The organism is Pedobacter sp. ASV12 (assembly GCF_016429155.1).
Lineage (GTDB): Bacteria > Bacteroidota > Bacteroidia > Sphingobacteriales > Sphingobacteriaceae > Pedobacter.
Window position 1 is genome coordinate 1 of sequence record NZ_JAELUC010000033.1, and the last position, 16,947, is coordinate 16,947.

Consider the following 16,947-nt stretch of genomic DNA (forward strand, 5'->3'; position numbering starts at 1 on the left):
CCCCCCCCCCCCCCCCCCCCCCCCCCCCCCCCCCCCCCCCCCCCCCCCCCCCCCCCCCCCCCCCCCCCCCCCCCCCCCCCCCCCCCCCCCCCCCCCCCCCCCCCCCCCCCCCCCCACAAATTTTTTTAATGATCCGGCGACCACCGATATCTACACATGTCGTGGTTCGTCGGCAGCGTCAGATGTGTATAAGAGACAGAACCCAACATAAACTCGCCCATCCATTTCGCTTTTCATCGCATACACAGTATAAATGCTCATCGCTAAAGTTTAGGAAACTTCCCTGCCTACCGCAGGCAGGTATTCTATCCGTTGAACTACAGGACCAGTCTTATTTCAGGTTGTGGATTTACGATTTTTGATCGTCAATCACTTTCAAGCGCACAAATATAAAAATTATCAGATGCATCAGCAATTTAGTTGAAACTATTCCTGCACCATTTTATATTTGACTATGAAAAAAATGCTCGGCATCTTATTCATTATCCTTGCCTGCATTTTGGGCATCTTCTGTGGTCTTATATTTTTTGTAATCGCTAGACCGGATCTGGCCAAGCTTGGGCAGATGACTTCCAACATGGAACGATTTGCCACCATCGCCAGTTTTTTGGTTTTTGAGCTATTTTTGCTGTCCCTGCCGGCTTATTGCTTTTCTTTGGCGTAAAGATGGTACAGTCCTCTAAAAAAGCCGATAAAACCCAGCTGCCAAGTTTTCCCAGCCGGATTATCAACCGCAATCCCTAAATCCAAAATCGTAAATCGACCTACTTGATTACGCTGCCATTGCCAAATTGAGCTGTAGGCGCCACGAAAGTGAGCTTCCCCTCGGCATCTTCGGCCATTAAAATCATGCCTTGCGAAACAATTCCTTTGATTTCCCGTGGTGCCAAATTAACCAACAGGCTTACCTGTTGCCCAATAATTTCTTCGGGCTGGTAATATTCGGCAATGCCCGAAACCACCGTACGTTCGTCTAAGCCGGTGTTGACGGTTAATTTCAGCAGCTTTTTGGTTTTTTCTACTTTCTCTGCCGCTATAATCGTTGCTACGCGGATATCCATGGCGCCAAACTGATCAAAATTGATGTTATCCTTGGCTGGTGCAACCGTAGCGCTTGCCTGTGCATTGGCGGCTTTACTGTTGTTCAGCTTGTCTATCTGCGCCTGTACTTCCTCGTCTTCTATTTTGCTGAACAAGAGCTGTGGCTCGTTTAACTGATGGCCACGTTTAAGCAAGTGGATCGAGCCGGCATCTTCCCAGGTATGGCCTCCGTAGTTCAGCATCTTCATCAGCTTGTCGGCCGTAAAAGGCAAGAAAGGTTCAATCAGGATTTCCAAATTGGCCGCAAGCTGCAAGCTGATGTTCAAAATGGTACGCACCCGGTCTTCGTCGGTTTTGATCACCTTCCATGGCTCGGTTTCGGCCAAGTATTTGTTGCCCAAGCGTGCTACATTCATCACTTCGGCCAAAGCTTCCCTAAAACGGTAGTTTTCTATCGAAGCGCTGATTTTTGCAGGATAGGTTTTCAACTCGTCGATTACCGCCTGGTCTTGCTCAGTTACTTCCATCAGCGTAGGCACCTTGCCATCGAAATATTTCTGGGTTAGTACCGTTACGCGGTTGATGAAATTGCCCAGAATAGCTACCAGTTCATTGTTGTTGCGGGCTTGAAAATCTTTCCAGGTAAAATCGTTGTCTTTGGTTTCTGGCGCAGTAGCCGTCAGAACATAACGCAATACGTCTTGTTTGTCCTTAAAATCGACCAGGTATTCGTTGAGCCATACTGCCCAGTTTTTAGAGGTCGATATTTTTTGTCCTTCCAGGTTTAAAAACTCATTGGCGGGTACATTGTCGGCCAAGATATAACCGCCATGCGCCATCAGCATGGCCGGAAAAATGATGCAGTGGAAAACGATGTTGTCTTTGCCAATAAAATGCACCAATTTGGTGTCTTCGCTTTGCCAGTATTCTTCCCAGCCACATTTGTCTGTTTCAAACTGGCGGATATAGTATTCTTCGGCCTTAGGATTCCATACATCCAGTTTCGGATAGTTACAAAGCTCTTTGGTGGCCGAAATATAACCGATAGGAGCATCGAACCAAACGTACAGCACTTTGCCTTCGGCACCTCTAACTGGCACTTTAACGCCCCAATCCAGATCGCGGGTCATGGCGCGTGGCTGCAAACCGGCATTGAGCCAGCTTTGGCATTGGCCGTATACGTTGGGGCGCCATTCTTTATGGCTCTCGATATAGGTTCTTAATTGATCTTCGTATTTATCCAATGGCAAAAACCAGTTTTTGGTTTCCTTGCGTACCGGAGGTTCTCCGCTTAAAGTAGATTTTGGATTGATAAGGTCGGTTGCATTCAAGGTGCTGCCACAGTTTTCGCATTGGTCGCCGTAAGCGTTTTCGTTGCCACATTTCGGACAAGTACCAGTAATGTACCTGTCGGCCAGGAACGTTTGTGCTTTTTCGTCGTAATACTGCTCGGTAACTTCTTCGGTAAACACGCCTTTTTTATATAGGTTTTCGAAAAAGGCCGAGGCGGTTTGATGATGCGTTAGCGATGAGGTGCGATGGTAAATATCAAAAGAAACACCAAAATCCCTAAAAGAATCGCCAATAATCTTGTGGTATTTATCTACCACTTCTTGTGGCGTAATGCCTTCTTTTTTGGCTTTCAGGGTAATGGGTACGCCGTTTTCGTCAGAGCCACAAATAAATTTGACGTCTCTTTTATTGGAGCGAAGGTAACGCACGTAGGTATCGGCCGGCAGGTAAACGCCCGCCAGGTGGCCAATGTGCACTGGACCATTAGTGTAAGGCAAAGCTGCCGTTACGGTATATCTTTTAATTTTACTGTTATCCAAAACTATTTATTTATTTTGGCAAAGATAAGTGTTTTACCCATGATTAAACAGCCACCGTATTTAAAAAAAGGAGATCAGGTTGCAATTGTATGCCCCGCCAAGAAATTGCCCAAGCCTATTGACAAGGCCATCGCTATCTTGCAGGGCTGGGGGCTTGAGGTGGTATTGGGCGAAACGGTAAATGCCAGCTACCACCAATTTGCCGGCACCGACGAGCTGCGCAAAAACGACCTGCAAAAATACCTCGACGACCCCAACATCAAAGCCATTATTGCAGGCAGAGGCGGCTACGGCACGCTCCGCATTATAGACGAGCTCGATTTTACGGCATTTTTGCAACAACCCAAGTGGCTAGTCGGTTTTAGCGATATTACCGTGCTCTTATCGCATGCCTTTGCCCAGTTGCAAATGCAGAGCATCCACGCACAAATGCCTTATACTTTTGCCGACAGCACACCCGAAGCATTGGAAAGCCTTAAAAATTCGCTCTTTGGCCAACCTGTGGCATATCATTACACCAGCAGTTTTAAAGGACGCAACGGACAAGTTGAAGGCCAGCTGATTGGGGGTAACCTCACTTTGCTCATTGCCGTAGAAGGTTCGGTTTCGGAAATGGATTATACCGACAAAATCCTTTTTATAGAAGATGTTGGCGAACACGAATACGCCATAGACCGGATGATGCGGCTCTTAAAGCGCAAAGGCAAACTGGCCCGGCTCAAAGGCCTTGTGGTAGGGGCTTTTAATGAGGTAGCCGAAGAAAGCATTCCTTTTGGGCAAAGCCCGCAAGAAGTAATCTGGGAGCTGGTTAAGGAGTACGGCTATCCGGTTTGTTTCGATTTTCCAACGGGCCATATCAACGACAACCGTGCCATGGTATTGGGTAAAAATGTATCTTTACGCATAGATCACCCTAACGTTCAATTTAAATTTTAAAAAATGGCAGTTTTCGACAATTTAGGTAAATACCGCAACACCGGCCTTCTTCTTTTAAGGCTTGGCCTCGGCACGATGATGATTATACACGGCTACCCCAAAATAGGAGGCGGCCAAGAAACCTGGACCCAAATTGGGGGCAGCATGAAATTGATCGGCGTTGATTTTGCACCGGTGCTATGGGGCTTTATGGCCGCCGCTACCGAAACTTTTGGCGGTTTTCTGCTGATATTGGGCTTGTTGTTCCGTCCGGTAAATATGCTTTTGGTGTTTACCATGATCATTGCGGCACTGGTTCACCTGTCTGACCCAAAACAGGGCCTGGGCGATGCTTCGCATGCCATAGAACTGGCCATTGTATTTTTCAGCCTGTTGTTTATTGGTCCCGGAAAATATAGTATCGACAAGAAATAACAACCTTTTTAAAAAGAAAAGCCTGTAAACAACAGGCTTTTTTTGTGGGCATCTATTTACAATCGAGGTTAAAGCTGGTCGTAAAAAGCCAGCAACTGCTTAACGCCTTCAACGGTGCTTAAATCTGGTTTTGTTTCGTTAACGTATTTGGTCAATTCGGCTTCCTTGTTTGCCAGTACGGCCAATATCGATTTTTTGTTCAGCTTCACTTCTTCCATGCTATGATCTGGCCTTACGATATAGTATTTGTTAGCCGAAGCTACTTTTTGGGTGGTAATGGCAGAGTTATACTCCCTATTTTCTTTGAGGTATTTAGCGTCGCGGTGTACGAATTTCGTTTTGCCATCGTATAAAATATGATAAAAAAACTTGTTCCCCGCAGCAAATACGCGGTAAATGGCATTGCCTTCGTCAACCAAAACAAATTCTTTAACCGCATCAACAAACTTGTTGGCGTTTCCCTCGGTATCTTTAAAATACAATACATTTTCTATCTGGTCGTATTTGATGGGAACGTCTTGATACTTTTTGCCATCGGTGGTGGTAATGATTGCCCTGCTCCAGTCTTTGGTGAGGTAGGGATCGCCAACCAGCTCGGTCTTTGTCCTCAGCTCTACGGTATTGCCGCTTACATCCTTCAGGTAGCCGATGTTTGTTTGTGCCTTTGCGCCCAATACCGCACTAACCAACACCGCAACAGCTATTAAAATTTTCTTTTTCATTACAGCCAACATAAAAATCGCTTCATTAAAGTAAGTTACGAAAAAACGGCGCATAACCTGCTAAAAGCAGTTCCATTATTTACAAAAAAGGGTTTTAGGCCATGGCCTAAAACCCTTTTGCTTTGTTGTTTATATTATTTCCAAACCGGATTTTGGGTATAGTTTGGATTGGCCAAAATCTCTGCCGTAGAAATTGGCATGAAATATTGTTTTTTGGCCGAGGTTAGGTTTACGGCCCCGCCGCTGTTGTCGTCGGGTGCCAAAGGCAAACGGTCAATTGCCAAGCCTCTTCTTCTCAAATCGAAATAGCGATGGCCTTCCCATGCCAGTTCCCTGAAACGCTCCAGGTAAACGTCGGCCACTGCCGAAGGTTTATCGGCATAAGTGGCCAGGTCAACATAGCCGGTAATACGGTTTCTTCTCAGTGTGTTCACATCGCCAACGGCCAACAGATAATTTTCTTTTTCGGCATAGGCTTCGGCCCTGATCAGGTACATTTCGGAAGTTCTGAACAATTTAATGTCGGCAAGGTTTCTGGTTGCGCTGTTGCCGCCATAATATTTTGAAATCAGGTTAGGGGTTTTGTTGGTTCCCCGGCCTGGCGTAATTTTCAGGTAATTGGCAAACCTCACATCAACAAGCGGTGTAGTGGCCGTTAATGCCGCAATGATTTTGGGCGAGGCGGCGAATTCCACTGCGTTTGCCGTTGAAGCGAAAAGATCGCCGATACGGGCATCGCCACTCACACGTTTCAGTTTCCAAACCACTTCGTTGTTGCCGGCATCTGTCCAAATATTGGAAAACTGGGCGATGGTTGCCAACGGAATGGCATTAATCACTTCGGTAGTTGCCGCAATGGCCAAATCCCATTTTTGCTCGTACAAATAAACCCTGGCCTGAATGGCGGCCACGCCTTTATTGGTAATCCTTGTATTATCGGTAAAAGAAGTCGGGATCAATCCTTTGGCAGTTGTCAGGTCTGCTTCAATTCTTGCAAACGACTCGGCTACGCTTAGCCTTGAAGGCTTGATAAATACCCCAGCTGTTTTTTCGTCGATGTAGGCGATGCCCAAATCGGTTCCGTTATAACCCGAAGCATAAGATTTGAGCAACTGGAAATGTGCATAGGCCCGTAGCGCCAGGAGTTCGCCCTTCACCTTGTTTTTGGTGGCGGTTTCGGTGGCAGAAGTAGCCTGAACACGGTCGAACGCAATCAGCACCTGATTTACGCGGTTAATGGTTGCATAAAGGTTTACAAAATTGTTGGCCAACGTACCATCGCTAGAATCGTATTCCCACCGGTATTGGATCGCACCCCTACCCGTATTGTTTTCAATCGGGTAATAAGATTCGTCAGACAGGTAGTTAGACAAGTTGATGTCGTTATTCCCTAAAGCGGCATAGGCGCCTACCAAGCCACTTTCCAAATCGGCCACAGCGGTAAATGCAATATCTCCGGTAATCGAATCGGTGGGTTTTAAATCTAGATCTTTATCGCAACCCTGCAATAACAAGGCCGCTCCGAGAACCGGGAGGATAAAGTATTTTTTTATGTTTATCATTTTCATGCTATTTAAATTAAAAATCAACTTTCAGACCAAGCGTATAAGTTCTGGCATTTGGATATTCGAATGCCGCGATGTTATTGTTATCTTCCGGATCAAAGCCTCTCCATTTGGTCCAGGTATAAAGGTTCTGTCCTTGTACAAATACCCTGATGCCAGAAGCATACTTGATTTTGCTCATCAGCTTTTTAGGGAAGGCATAGCCAATGTTAAAGTTCCTGAAACGGATGTAGGAAGCATCCTGTAGGTCGGCAGAAGAAAATCTTCTTACCGAGCTGATCGATTGCACATCGGTTACATCACCCGGTTTTCTCCATCTTTTTAAAACCAGGGTAGATACGTTTGAAGTGGCGAAGGTTCTGTTTTGGGTAAAGAAATCCTCGTTGTTGAACCTGGTTACCTGATCTGCAAACGAGAAGAAGGCATCGAAATACAAGCCTTTGTAGCTGGCGCTCAAGTTAAAACCGCCCTGAAATACAGGTTGGTAGGTTCCGAAGGTAGCCTGCGATTGGGTAGCGGCATTGTAGTTGGTGGTAATGGTACCGTCGAGATTATAAAACATCGGCTCGCCGGTTTGGGTATTCACACCGGCATATTTTACCTGATAATGCGATCCAAAAGGAAGGCCTTTTCTCACGATACTGGTTCCCAAGATAAATTCGTTTACTTGGCCAAGGTCGGTAATCTCATTTTTGTTGTAGTTAAAGTTTGCACCTAAGGTAACCCTCAAGTCGTTTTGCGAAACCACATCTACCTGCACGTCGGCCTCAATACCTCTGTTGCGCATTTTGCCGGCATTAACGTTTAGCGACCCGAAACCAGATGTTGACGACAAGCTTTGGCTGATGAACAAGTTAAAGGTATTTCTGTTGTACCAATCGAATACAAAGCGCGCCCTATTTTTCCAAACAGAGAAATCTACGCCCAAGTCAAGTTGTTTTTGGAACTCCCAATCGTATTCTGGGTTGCCCGGCGAAGTTGGGGCGATACCGGTTGAGGTTCCGTACCTGGTATTGCCATATGTTTGGAAATATCCAAAATCGGAAATAAAAGGCGCCGCCGTCAAGCCGTAGCTTCCTCTTACCCTCAATTCGTTTAGCCAATCGATTTTAGAGATGAAGTCTTCTTTTTTGGCATTCCAGCTGGCACCAACCGACCAAAAGCCTTTGTACCTGTTTGCACTTGGAATGGTTGATGATCCATCGTAACGATAGCTACCGGTAACGGTGTATTTATCGTCATAGGTATACCTGGCGCTCGAAATAAAAGAGGCCAACAAACTTTGCGAGCGGTTTCCGGTTAAGAGCGGGATAAACAAATTGGCCGCCGAACCTGGCGTTACGCCGGCAGGCGTGCCCTGCAGCTTCGGATTGATACCATAACCTGTAGTAGACAAGGTTTTAAACTTCACCCTGTTCATTTCAAACAAGGCCTGGGCCTCAAAATCATGCTTCTCGTTAAGCGTTTTGGCAAAGGTTAAACCGCTGGTAGAAGTAAGTTGCAGGTTTCTGGTATAAGCTTCGGTATACCGGCCTTGGTTGCCCGGAAAGCCGAATGCCGCCGAATAGCCAGAGAAAGGAACGGTAGTTCTGATACCGTTGGTTTCTCTATAATCGATACCAAATGTGGTTTTGGCATAAAGATCATTGGTAATCCTGTACCTTAAATTGGTGCTGAGGCCTGCTTTTGTTTGGTTCGATTTGTTTTGCGAATTCAGCAAAGCATCGAGTGCGGTTGCGCCCTCTCTCGTATCCAGTAATTCGTATCCTGGAGGCAGTGCGGTAGCCGCATTATAAGCCGTAATTAATTTACCGTTAACATAAGGCAGTTCGTAAGGCAATGAATAGTAGGCTGCCGAAAACGGGTTGTTTCCGTTGGTGCTGTTTTCCTGCTCAATCAAAGAACTGTTGCTGAAACCGGCATTCACATTGGCCGAACCCGACAATCTTCCCTGGTTAAAATCTACATTGGTTCTGAACGAATAGCGCTCTATGCCAGACCTCACGGCAATACCTTCTTGCTTGTAATAGTTGGCCGAAGAATAGAACCTAAAATTCTCATTGCCGCCACTGGCGTTCACTTCATGTTCTTGGAACTTGCCTTTTTGAAAGAATATGTCCAAGTAAGGCGATTTAATTCTCGACAAACTATCGAGCATCTGCGCATTTCTTGCTTTTTCGGCCGAACTCAAGCCTGCATTGGCCGGATTTTTTGCCGAAAGATACCAGCCAGGACCCAAGGTCAGGTTATTTTCCAAGCCTACCTCTTCTTCAAACTGCAAACGCTGTGCGGTATTTAACATTTCAAATTTCGGACTGGTGCGGTTAGAAAAGCCGAATTGGGTATTGGCACTGAAAACAACTTTGCCCGCCTTACCTCTTTTAGAAGTAATTACAATCACCCCGTTCGAGCCCCTTGATCCGTAGATGGCCGTTGACGAAGCATCTTTCAACACCGTAACCGATTCGAAGTCGGCAGGGTTCATCGTAGAAAAAACACCAGTTTCAATTGGAATTCCATCGAGCACGTATAAAGGTTGTGTAGAACCATTGATAGAGCCGATACCCCTAATGGTTACACGGGCATTGGAGCCTGGCTGGCCAGATCCGGCAGTGACATATAAGCCCGGTACCCGGCCTTGCAAAATCTGGTCGATAGATCCTACCGGAATGTCATTGATCTTCTCAGATGTAACCTTGCCCACGGCTCCGGTTACTTTTGTTCGCGAGGCACTTCCATAACCTGTTACGATGACTTCCTGCAACGATTTTTCGTCGCTCTCGAGCGATACGTTGATGGTTGTTCTGTTGCCAACTACTTCTGTTTTGGTTAAGAAGCCCAAATAAGAAAATTCAATAGATTCTATCGAAGATGGGATGGAAAGAACATAACGGCCTTCCACATTGGTTTGGACACCGATATTAGTGCCTGCTGCTTTAACGCTTACACCGGGAATTGGCAAGCCGTCGGCCGCTCCAAGAACCCGTCCTGTTATTGTTTTGTTTTGCGCCGTTGCCGTCAGGGCAAACAGCATCAAAAGAAACAAACTTTGTAAAAGTTTTCTCATAAAGAATAGTTTTTAGTTAAAAATTTTCCGAATTGGATGCCATGAAAGTAGCGCAACCACGTCGATTTTCTTAACAAAACTTTAACAAAGGTGATTTTGGCACAAGGCGCATCCTGCTCTTTTTAAACAAGTTACAACAGCCTTTTTTACCCTGAAACAGGCATAAAGGATATAGGGGGCGAGTTTCTTCACGAAATCTGGCCTGCAAAATCTGTCGGTTTATTTAAGGTAAAGCGCTCCCGCCGGGCAGGCGGGAGAAAAAGGGATTTTTGACGCGATTTAACCTAGTTTACCAAAAACAGGGCATTGGTGAACAGTTGTTTTCCGTTTTCCCAAAACGAGCGGAAAAGCACATCGGTGCCCAGGTACACTACGGTACCTCGGCCTACTTCCTGTACCCCGAAAAGCATACCGGCATTGAGCTTTTTCTTCACTTTTTCGCCGGCTACGCCAGCCATATAGCTATTGGCTTTTAACGTACCTACGTTCCAGCCGTTTTCTAAGGGCTCGTAAATCTTTTCGTCGGTTTTTAGGGTATAGTAATATTTGCCTAAGCCTAAGGCTAAGGGATGGCTCTGGTCGAGACTTACCTTATAAATAGCCCCCGGAATGGCATTTTCGAGGTCGTCTTTGTCTTTTTCGGCATACCTGCGTTCGTTACTTTCTTTTTCGTCTTTTTTCGCGTACTCTTTCTTCTTGATCTCGAAAGGCTTCTTGCCCAGCAACGAAGTAATGGCGTCTTCCATTAAGATCAGTTTGCCTCCCGCATTGAGCCAGCTGCTTAACTGTTCGGCCATTTTATCGTTATAAGAGCCATCGGGCATAATGAGTACGTTGATCTTATTGAGGTCTAAATAAGCGGCAGACTGCGTGCTGATCATCGTAATCGGATAGCCCAGTTCCTGCTCAAAGAAGTGCCAAACTTCGCCTACGCCACCAGATGAAACTTCCTGTCCGGCCACTACCGCAATTTTAGGTACGGCCAGCAGGCGGTAAACCGACGATCCGAAATCTTTCCCTTTTTCTACATAGCCACTGGCAATCGGAAAAAAGGCTACGTTAAAATCTTTGGCCGTTTCGGTTAAAAACCTGCCAAAATCTTTCATGTTGCGTTCGTTTTCGTTGCGGTAAACCAGCAAGGAGCCTGCCGGGTAGGCTTTGCCCCCAATGGTGAAGCCTTCTTCGGCTATCCGCACTTTTACCTTTTGCCTTTGCAGGGCAATGAGCACCTGTGCGTCGGCTACCGAATTCCAGGGAATAACCCAGGCGTAAGGCTTGGCCAAGTTAGGCAGTGTTTCTTTTTTCTCTTCTATAAAATTAAAGCTTCCTGTTACCGCTTCTTTAACAGCATAGGCATTTAAGCCATAGGCGTAAGGCAAGGCCCAAGCCGTAATGTCGTAAGTATTCGAATCGGTTACCTTGGTTTGCGGTTCAAAAAGCACATTGGCCATTACCGAGTGGGGCTGCTGCAGGTTTACGATCAGGTCGTTGCGCTCTACCTTAAAACTCTCGGTTTTTTGGGTTTCGTAGTTATAGCCGTTCAGCGTGCGTTCGGCGCCAAAGGCAAAGGCAATGTGGTTATTTTTGAGCAAATCGGCCAGTTTGCGCAAACGCGAAATATTCTGGGCCTTTACAATGTAGGTGGTATAAGCGCCTGGCGGATTGCTGGCACTTTGTTCGAAGTATTTTTTATACTCGCTCATCAGTTTTTCGGCATTGGCCGATACCGTTTCCAGTGTAGCCATTGAGGTGGTAAAATGATGGTCTATTCTGTCTTTCAACGTCAGTGTATCTCCATCGGCAGTAACCACCGCCAAGCCGGCCCTGATTCCGCCCTGCTCATAAGTCATGCCGATCGCCCCATTGTACAGCGGATAGGTATCGCCATAAGAAGGGTACAAAAGGTCGAAACGCTCCTTGGTAAAATATTGCCAGCCGTTTTCGTCGAAATACTTGGCATTGTTTTTTCCCACAATAACCTGAAACTCCCTTTGCCAAGGCGTAATATCCTGGTGAACCGGCTCTGCCGCCGGTGCAAAATAATACGGTTCATTATAGCCTTGTTCGTGAAAATCAACATGCACTTGTGGCATCCACTGGTGATAGGCCACCAGTCTTTGTTTGGTTTCAACCTGCGTTTGCCAGGCCCAATCGCGGTTAAGATCGTAATAGTAGTGGTTGGGCCTACCCCCAGGCCATGGCTCGCTATGTTCTCTGGCCGAAGGATCTGGATTAGGCACTTTGCCACTTACCATGTTGTAGTAGCTCACATACCTCTCCCTGCCATCAGGATTTAAGCAGGGATCGATAATCACTACCGTATTTTTTAGCCAATCTTTCACCTTGCCATCTGTCGCCTGGGCCAAGGTATACAACACCCGCATAGAGGTTTCGGTCGAATTGGCCTCGTTGCCGTGCACATTATAGCTCAGCCACAAAATAGCCGGTTGCTGACTCATTTTGGCTGGTGTTTTGGTAACGCTCGAAAAATTAAGGTTATTGGTACGGATTTGCTCCAGCTTATCCATATTGTCTTGATCGGAAATAACCGCCAGCAACAGTTCGCGTCCCTCGTAGGTTTTCCCATAGGTTTGCAGCTTGATGTTTTTGTTGAGCGAAGCTACTTTTTTGAAATAATCGACAACCTTTTGATGTGGGGTAAAGTGGCTGCCCAAGGGATAGCCCAAAAATTCGTCGGGCGACGGTGTTTGAGCCATTGCACTTGAAACACCTAAACAGCACAGCAATAAATAGAGTAGCGATCTTTTCATATGATGGTGATTAATAATCAATAATACTAAAAAGAATGCTTTTTTTAGCTTTGCATTTGTAATTTTACCTCAACTTATCCGCTTGCAATGGTCCATATCGAAAAGCTTTACCAATATTATTTACAACACCCCATCGTTTGTACAGATACCCGCAACATTAGCCCAGGATGCTTGTTTTTTGCCCTAAAAGGCGAAAATTTTGACGCCAATGTGTTTGCCCAGCAGGCCTTGGAACAGGGCGCGGCCTTTGCCATTGTTGACAATGAGGCTTATGCCACCAACGAACGGTGCCTTTTGGTAAACGATGTGCTCACCACTTTGCAGGATTTGGCCAAACACCACCGTCGGCAACTCCAAATTCCGGTAATTGGCCTAACCGGCAGCAATGGCAAAACCACCACAAAAGAGCTCATCAGGGCTGTTTTGGCCGAAAAGTATCATACTTTTGCCACCAAAGGCAATTTGAACAACCATATCGGTGTACCGCTTTCCATCTTGTCGCTAACGCGCGAGACTGAAATGGCCGTTATTGAAATGGGCGCCAACCATCAGGGCGAAATTGCCATGCTGTGCGAAATTGCCCAGCCTACCCATGGCCTCATTACCAATGTGGGGATGGCGCATTTAGATGGATTTGGAGGCTTTGAAGGTGTGAAAAAGGGCAAGGCCGAGCTTTATGCCTACCTGAAAAAAACACATGGCTTTGCTTTTATTAACCGCAACAACCCTTACCTCATCGAAATGAGCGAAAGGGCCGAACTGAACAAGGTTGTTTATTACGGCACGGAAGAAGGCAACAGCGTTACCGGCCAATTGTTGCATAGCGATCCGCTGATTGAACTGGAATGGCATACGGCCAGCGAAAGCCACCAGGCCAAAGCCAACTTAACCGGAACCTACAATTTTGAGAACATATTGGCCGCCATTTGCATTGGACATTTTTTTAGGCTAACCGCCGCAGAGGTCAACAACGGGCTGGCCCATTACTTTCCCACCAACAACCGTTCGCAATTAACCAAAACCGACAACAATACGGTTATCTGCGATTTTTACAACGCCAACCCCAGCAGCATGAGCGCCGCATTGCATAACCTGAAAGCACTGAGCGCCCCGCACAAAACGGCCATTATTGGCGATATGTTCGAACTGGGCGAAGAATCGGCTGCACAACACGAAAAAGTGGCCAAACTGGCCTCACAGTTGGAAATAGAAGATGTTGTTTTTATTGGCAAATATTTTTATGCGCTAAAAGACCGCTATAGCGGACAGTTTTTTGGCACACCGGCCGAAGCATCGGCTTACCTCAAGGCCAATCCGATTAAAGACAATCTGGTTTTGCTAAAAGGCAGCAGAGGCATGGCCTTAGAGCAATTGTTGCCTTTGCTTTAAAAGAATATACTTTAAGCACACCTGCGAAGTTTTAAAAACTTCGCAGGTGTTTCATGATAACTTCGAAAGTGCGTTTCTACATTTTTCCGATCTGGGCCAAAGCGCTTTTCAGGTCTTCTTTAATGGCATCGGGTGTATCAGGATTGGCAATCATGCTGTTAGCTAGGGCTTTGAATTTCTCAAAATCCTTGGCTTTGATAAAAAGAATAGCCTTTACATAATCTTTAAGGTAGGCCTTCTTGGCATCTTTTGCCGGCAGGACGATACTTTCGAACTTGGTCAGCATCGGCGCCAGCTTGCCTTCTTCGGCCAGTACCGGACCAAAGGTCATCATGGCATTGCATAAATGTTCAAAGTCTACCTTAGCCGGGGTATTGTCTAAAAGGATATTGAATTCCTTAATCGCATCGTCGGTTTTCTTGCTGTTTAAGAAATACTGCGTTTGGAAAAAATGATAGATAAAGAACGACTTTTCGGGAATGTATTTATCCAGTACCGTTTTTACGGCCGCAAAATCGGGCTCTTCCGAATCGCCCTGGATGGCTCCGGAAACGGCATAACCCAAGGTAAGGCCAATCATGCGCTCTTCCACATCTTGTGCGGTATATTTGCCTCCTTTTACAATCTTGTCTTTGTTGGCAATAATGTAAGCCAACGACTTTTCGTCGGGCAGGGTTTCTATATGGTTCATCACCAGGTCGATCAGATCGGCATTGCCTAAAATATCGGCTTGTTTGGCCAGGTAATCGTTGCTGATCTGCGTAAAGTCCTCGTCTTCAAATTCGGCGGCCATGGCTGCAAATTTTACAAACTGGGCATTGCTCAGCTCCATGGCCTTGTTTTTTAGCGTAAAAAACTGCGTTTCCGGGTTTTTGGCAGTTTGGCCCAAGGTTACAAAATCCGCAGCTTCGTGAAAGCCAACGCCTTTGTGCAGGATATTACCATTGGCATTGATAAACAATAAGCTCGGATAGGCCGTAACCTGGTATTGCTCGGCTAGTTTTGGGCCTTCGCCCTTTTCCATGTCGTATTTAACATTAATAAAATTGGCATTGAAATAATCGGCTACCGCCTGGTTTTTATAGGTTTCGGCATCCATGGTTTTGCAAGGGCCGCACCAAGTGGCGTAGCCATCCAAAAAAATCATTTTGTTTTCCTTTTTGGCTTTTTCCAACACCGTGTTCCAGGCCGGATTATCCATAAAATTAATTTCGGCCGCATTGGCAAATGCAGTCATTAAAAACAGGCTCAATGCCCATACTAATCTCTTCATCTGTTATTTTTTTTCTGTTCCCTTAAATGGCAAATTGCGATAATCTTACCGGTCTTTATGGCTACTGCTGCTTGCTGATGCTCAAGCCAACATCGCTAATGCCCAACAAAGGATTATCGCGCATATTCTGCTCTATCTCGATTTCATATTTTCCGGCTTTTGGAAAGCGCAAGTTGCTGAACAAAGGGAAAGTATGGGTATAAATAGCTCCCGACCCCTGGCCAAGCCATTCGCCATCTGCCTTGGCCAGCTTAAATTGGTAACGTGTGCTTTTTTGCAGTCCGCTGCCTTTCAAATGCACCACCACGTAGAGGTTTGCATAGCGGTAGTCTGTGGTATGGCGCAACCTGAACCTGATTTGGTAAGGTTGGTTTGCGGCCTTCACCTCCAATGTGGCCTTCAAACTTTTGGCATAAGCCCAGCTATTGTCGGCAACACTTTGATTTACATCGAGTACTTCATTGTTCATGCAACCCGAAAACATGATCAAAGCGACCAAAAACAGGAAGACAGAATTAAGCTTGTTCATTTTTTGGTGGGGTTCCCGACGGGTTGTTCGGCTTATTTTTGTTACGGTTCTTATTGCGGTTGCGGTTATTGCGATTGCCTTGTTGCTGCGCTTGTGGCTGGTTTGCACCTCCTTCTGCTACAGGCTTAGGGCTTTGCGGCTGCTTTTGCGACTGTTGCCCCTGCTTAGGCCGCTGGTTTTTGCCCTGTGCAGGTTTGTTGCCTTGTTGCTGCGCCTTGGCCTGCTGACCTTGGTTCTGATTTTGGCCACGCTGCTGATCGCCTTTGTTGTTTTTGTTACGGTTACGGTTGTTATTGCGGTTTCTGGCTTTCTCGTCTAAACGGGTTAAACTGTCTTGGCCAACCACGTTCTCGTAATCGTATACTTTCTCTACTACCGCGGCTGGTTTTAGCGCTACGGCTTCTTCTTTTAGATTAACCGGTTTTTCGCCACGCTTGTTCATGGCCATGATTTCTTTTACACGGTCTACCTTGAGCGGGATCCAGTCTTCCTGATTGGCATAACTGAACCACATCAGTTTTTTGAAGATATCGGTTTTTTGGTGGCGGGCTACACCGATTTCGGTGTGCAGCGATTCGATGCGGTCTGGAATATCCTTAAGCGCATCCAAATAGGTATCTAGCTCGTAGTTAAGGCAGCATTTCAGCTTGCCACATTGTCCGGCCAGTTTTAAGGTATTTAACGATAGGTTTTGGTATCTGGCCGCAGCGGTTGATACCGTTTTAAAGTTAGTGAGCCAGGTAGAGCAGCACAATTCCCTGCCGCAAGAACCAATGCCACCCAAACGGCCGGCTTCTTGGCGCATCCCGATTTGGCGCATTTCAATTCTTATACGAAAAGTTTCGGCCATTCTTTTAATCAGCTCCCTAAAATCTACACGGCCTTCGGCGGTATAGAAAAAGGTGGCTTTGGTTTTGTCGCCCTGATAGTCTACGTCGCTAATTTTCATTGACAAACGCAGATCAAGTGCCAAGGTACGGGCCTTGTGCATGGTTTCCCATTCCATTTCCTTGGCCAGTTTCCACTTCTCTACATCGGTTTCGGTAGCCTTGCGGTATACTTTTCGGGTAACTTGGTCTAGATGCGTTTTGCGGCGTTTCATCTGCATGCGCACCAATTCGCCGGTTAGCGAAACATGGCCTACATCGTAGCCTCCGGTTGGTCCTTCAACGGCCACCAGCTCGCCTATTTCAAGGTAAATATTGTCGCTGTTTAAGAAAAACTCTTTTCTGGAGCCCTTAAACTTCACTTCAATTACTTGAAAAGGTATATAGTTAGCAGGCATGTCCATGTTAGACAGCCAATCGTGTACTTCCATTTTCTGGCAGCCGCCCGTTAGGCAAGAGCCATTGCTTTTACAGCCAGCAGGGGCGCAACCGCCTCCTGTTGAACAACTTCCACATCCCAT

General features: G+C 46.3%; 13 protein-coding genes. 5 read left to right on the forward strand and 8 right to left on the reverse strand.

What is annotated here, in order from left to right; translation table 11 throughout:
* A partial coding sequence (locus JHD69_RS09990) for a hypothetical protein (protein WP_199139860.1) occupies positions 1-211 on the forward strand: 211 nt, incomplete at its 5' end.
* A gap of 243 nt (positions 212-454) precedes the next feature.
* Positions 455-664, forward strand: a complete 210-nt coding sequence (locus JHD69_RS09995) for a hypothetical protein (RefSeq protein WP_199139862.1) — start codon at positions 455-457, stop codon at positions 662-664.
* 100 nt (positions 665-764) lie between these two features.
* On the opposite strand, the gene metG is transcribed toward JHD69_RS09995, so the two are convergent.
* Complete coding sequence (gene metG / locus JHD69_RS10000; protein ID WP_199139864.1) at positions 765-2,873, reverse strand: methionine--tRNA ligase; 2,109 nt, start codon at positions 2,871-2,873, stop codon at positions 765-767.
* A gap of 39 nt (positions 2,874-2,912) precedes the next feature.
* Between metG and JHD69_RS10005 the strand changes: the two genes are divergently transcribed.
* Positions 2,913-3,809, forward strand: a complete 897-nt coding sequence (locus tag JHD69_RS10005) for a S66 peptidase family protein (RefSeq protein ID WP_199139866.1) — start codon at positions 2,913-2,915, stop codon at positions 3,807-3,809.
* A 3-nt stretch (positions 3,810-3,812) separates the two neighbouring features.
* Positions 3,813-4,223, forward strand: a complete 411-nt coding sequence (locus JHD69_RS10010) for a DoxX family protein (RefSeq protein ID WP_199139868.1) — start codon at positions 3,813-3,815, stop codon at positions 4,221-4,223.
* Between the two features lie 68 nt (positions 4,224-4,291).
* Here JHD69_RS10010 and JHD69_RS10015 read toward each other — a convergent pair whose 3' ends face one another.
* The 4 genes from JHD69_RS10015 to JHD69_RS10030 all read right to left on the reverse strand — a co-directional run bounded on the left by JHD69_RS10015 (position 4,292) and on the right by JHD69_RS10030 (position 12,348).
* Positions 4,292-4,945 carry a hypothetical protein gene (locus tag JHD69_RS10015; RefSeq protein WP_199139870.1) on the reverse strand — a complete coding sequence of 218 codons (654 nt, stop codon included), beginning with the start codon at positions 4,943-4,945 and terminating at the stop codon, positions 4,292-4,294.
* A gap of 134 nt (positions 4,946-5,079) precedes the next feature.
* Positions 5,080-6,507 carry a RagB/SusD family nutrient uptake outer membrane protein gene (locus JHD69_RS10020; protein ID WP_199139872.1) on the reverse strand — a complete coding sequence of 476 codons (1,428 nt, stop codon included), beginning with the start codon at positions 6,505-6,507 and terminating at the stop codon, positions 5,080-5,082.
* A gap of 16 nt (positions 6,508-6,523) precedes the next feature.
* Positions 6,524-9,577, reverse strand: coding sequence for a SusC/RagA family TonB-linked outer membrane protein (locus tag JHD69_RS10025; RefSeq protein ID WP_199139874.1), 3,054 nt, complete (start codon positions 9,575-9,577; stop codon positions 6,524-6,526).
* Between the two features lie 284 nt (positions 9,578-9,861).
* Positions 9,862-12,348, reverse strand: a complete 2,487-nt coding sequence (locus JHD69_RS10030) for a M14 metallopeptidase family protein (RefSeq protein WP_199139876.1) — start codon at positions 12,346-12,348, stop codon at positions 9,862-9,864.
* 87 nt (positions 12,349-12,435) lie between these two features.
* Between JHD69_RS10030 and JHD69_RS10035 the strand changes: the two genes are divergently transcribed.
* Positions 12,436-13,737, forward strand: a complete 1,302-nt coding sequence (locus tag JHD69_RS10035) for a UDP-N-acetylmuramoyl-tripeptide--D-alanyl-D-alanine ligase (protein WP_199139878.1) — start codon at positions 12,436-12,438, stop codon at positions 13,735-13,737.
* 76 nt (positions 13,738-13,813) lie between these two features.
* Here JHD69_RS10035 and JHD69_RS10040 read toward each other — a convergent pair whose 3' ends face one another.
* The 3 genes from JHD69_RS10040 to JHD69_RS10050 all read right to left on the reverse strand — a co-directional run bounded on the left by JHD69_RS10040 (position 13,814) and on the right by JHD69_RS10050 (position 16,947).
* A complete protein-coding gene (locus tag JHD69_RS10040; protein WP_199139880.1) occupies positions 13,814-15,010 on the reverse strand; it encodes a thioredoxin family protein in 1,197 nt (398 codons plus the stop codon).
* Between the two features lie 61 nt (positions 15,011-15,071).
* Positions 15,072-15,539 carry a gliding motility lipoprotein GldH gene (locus JHD69_RS10045; protein ID WP_199139881.1) on the reverse strand — a complete coding sequence of 156 codons (468 nt, stop codon included), beginning with the start codon at positions 15,537-15,539 and terminating at the stop codon, positions 15,072-15,074.
* Positions 15,526-16,947, reverse strand: coding sequence for a PSP1 domain-containing protein (locus JHD69_RS10050; protein ID WP_199139883.1), 1,422 nt, complete (start codon positions 16,945-16,947; stop codon positions 15,526-15,528). Before JHD69_RS10050 ends, JHD69_RS10045 begins: the two co-directional genes overlap by 14 nt.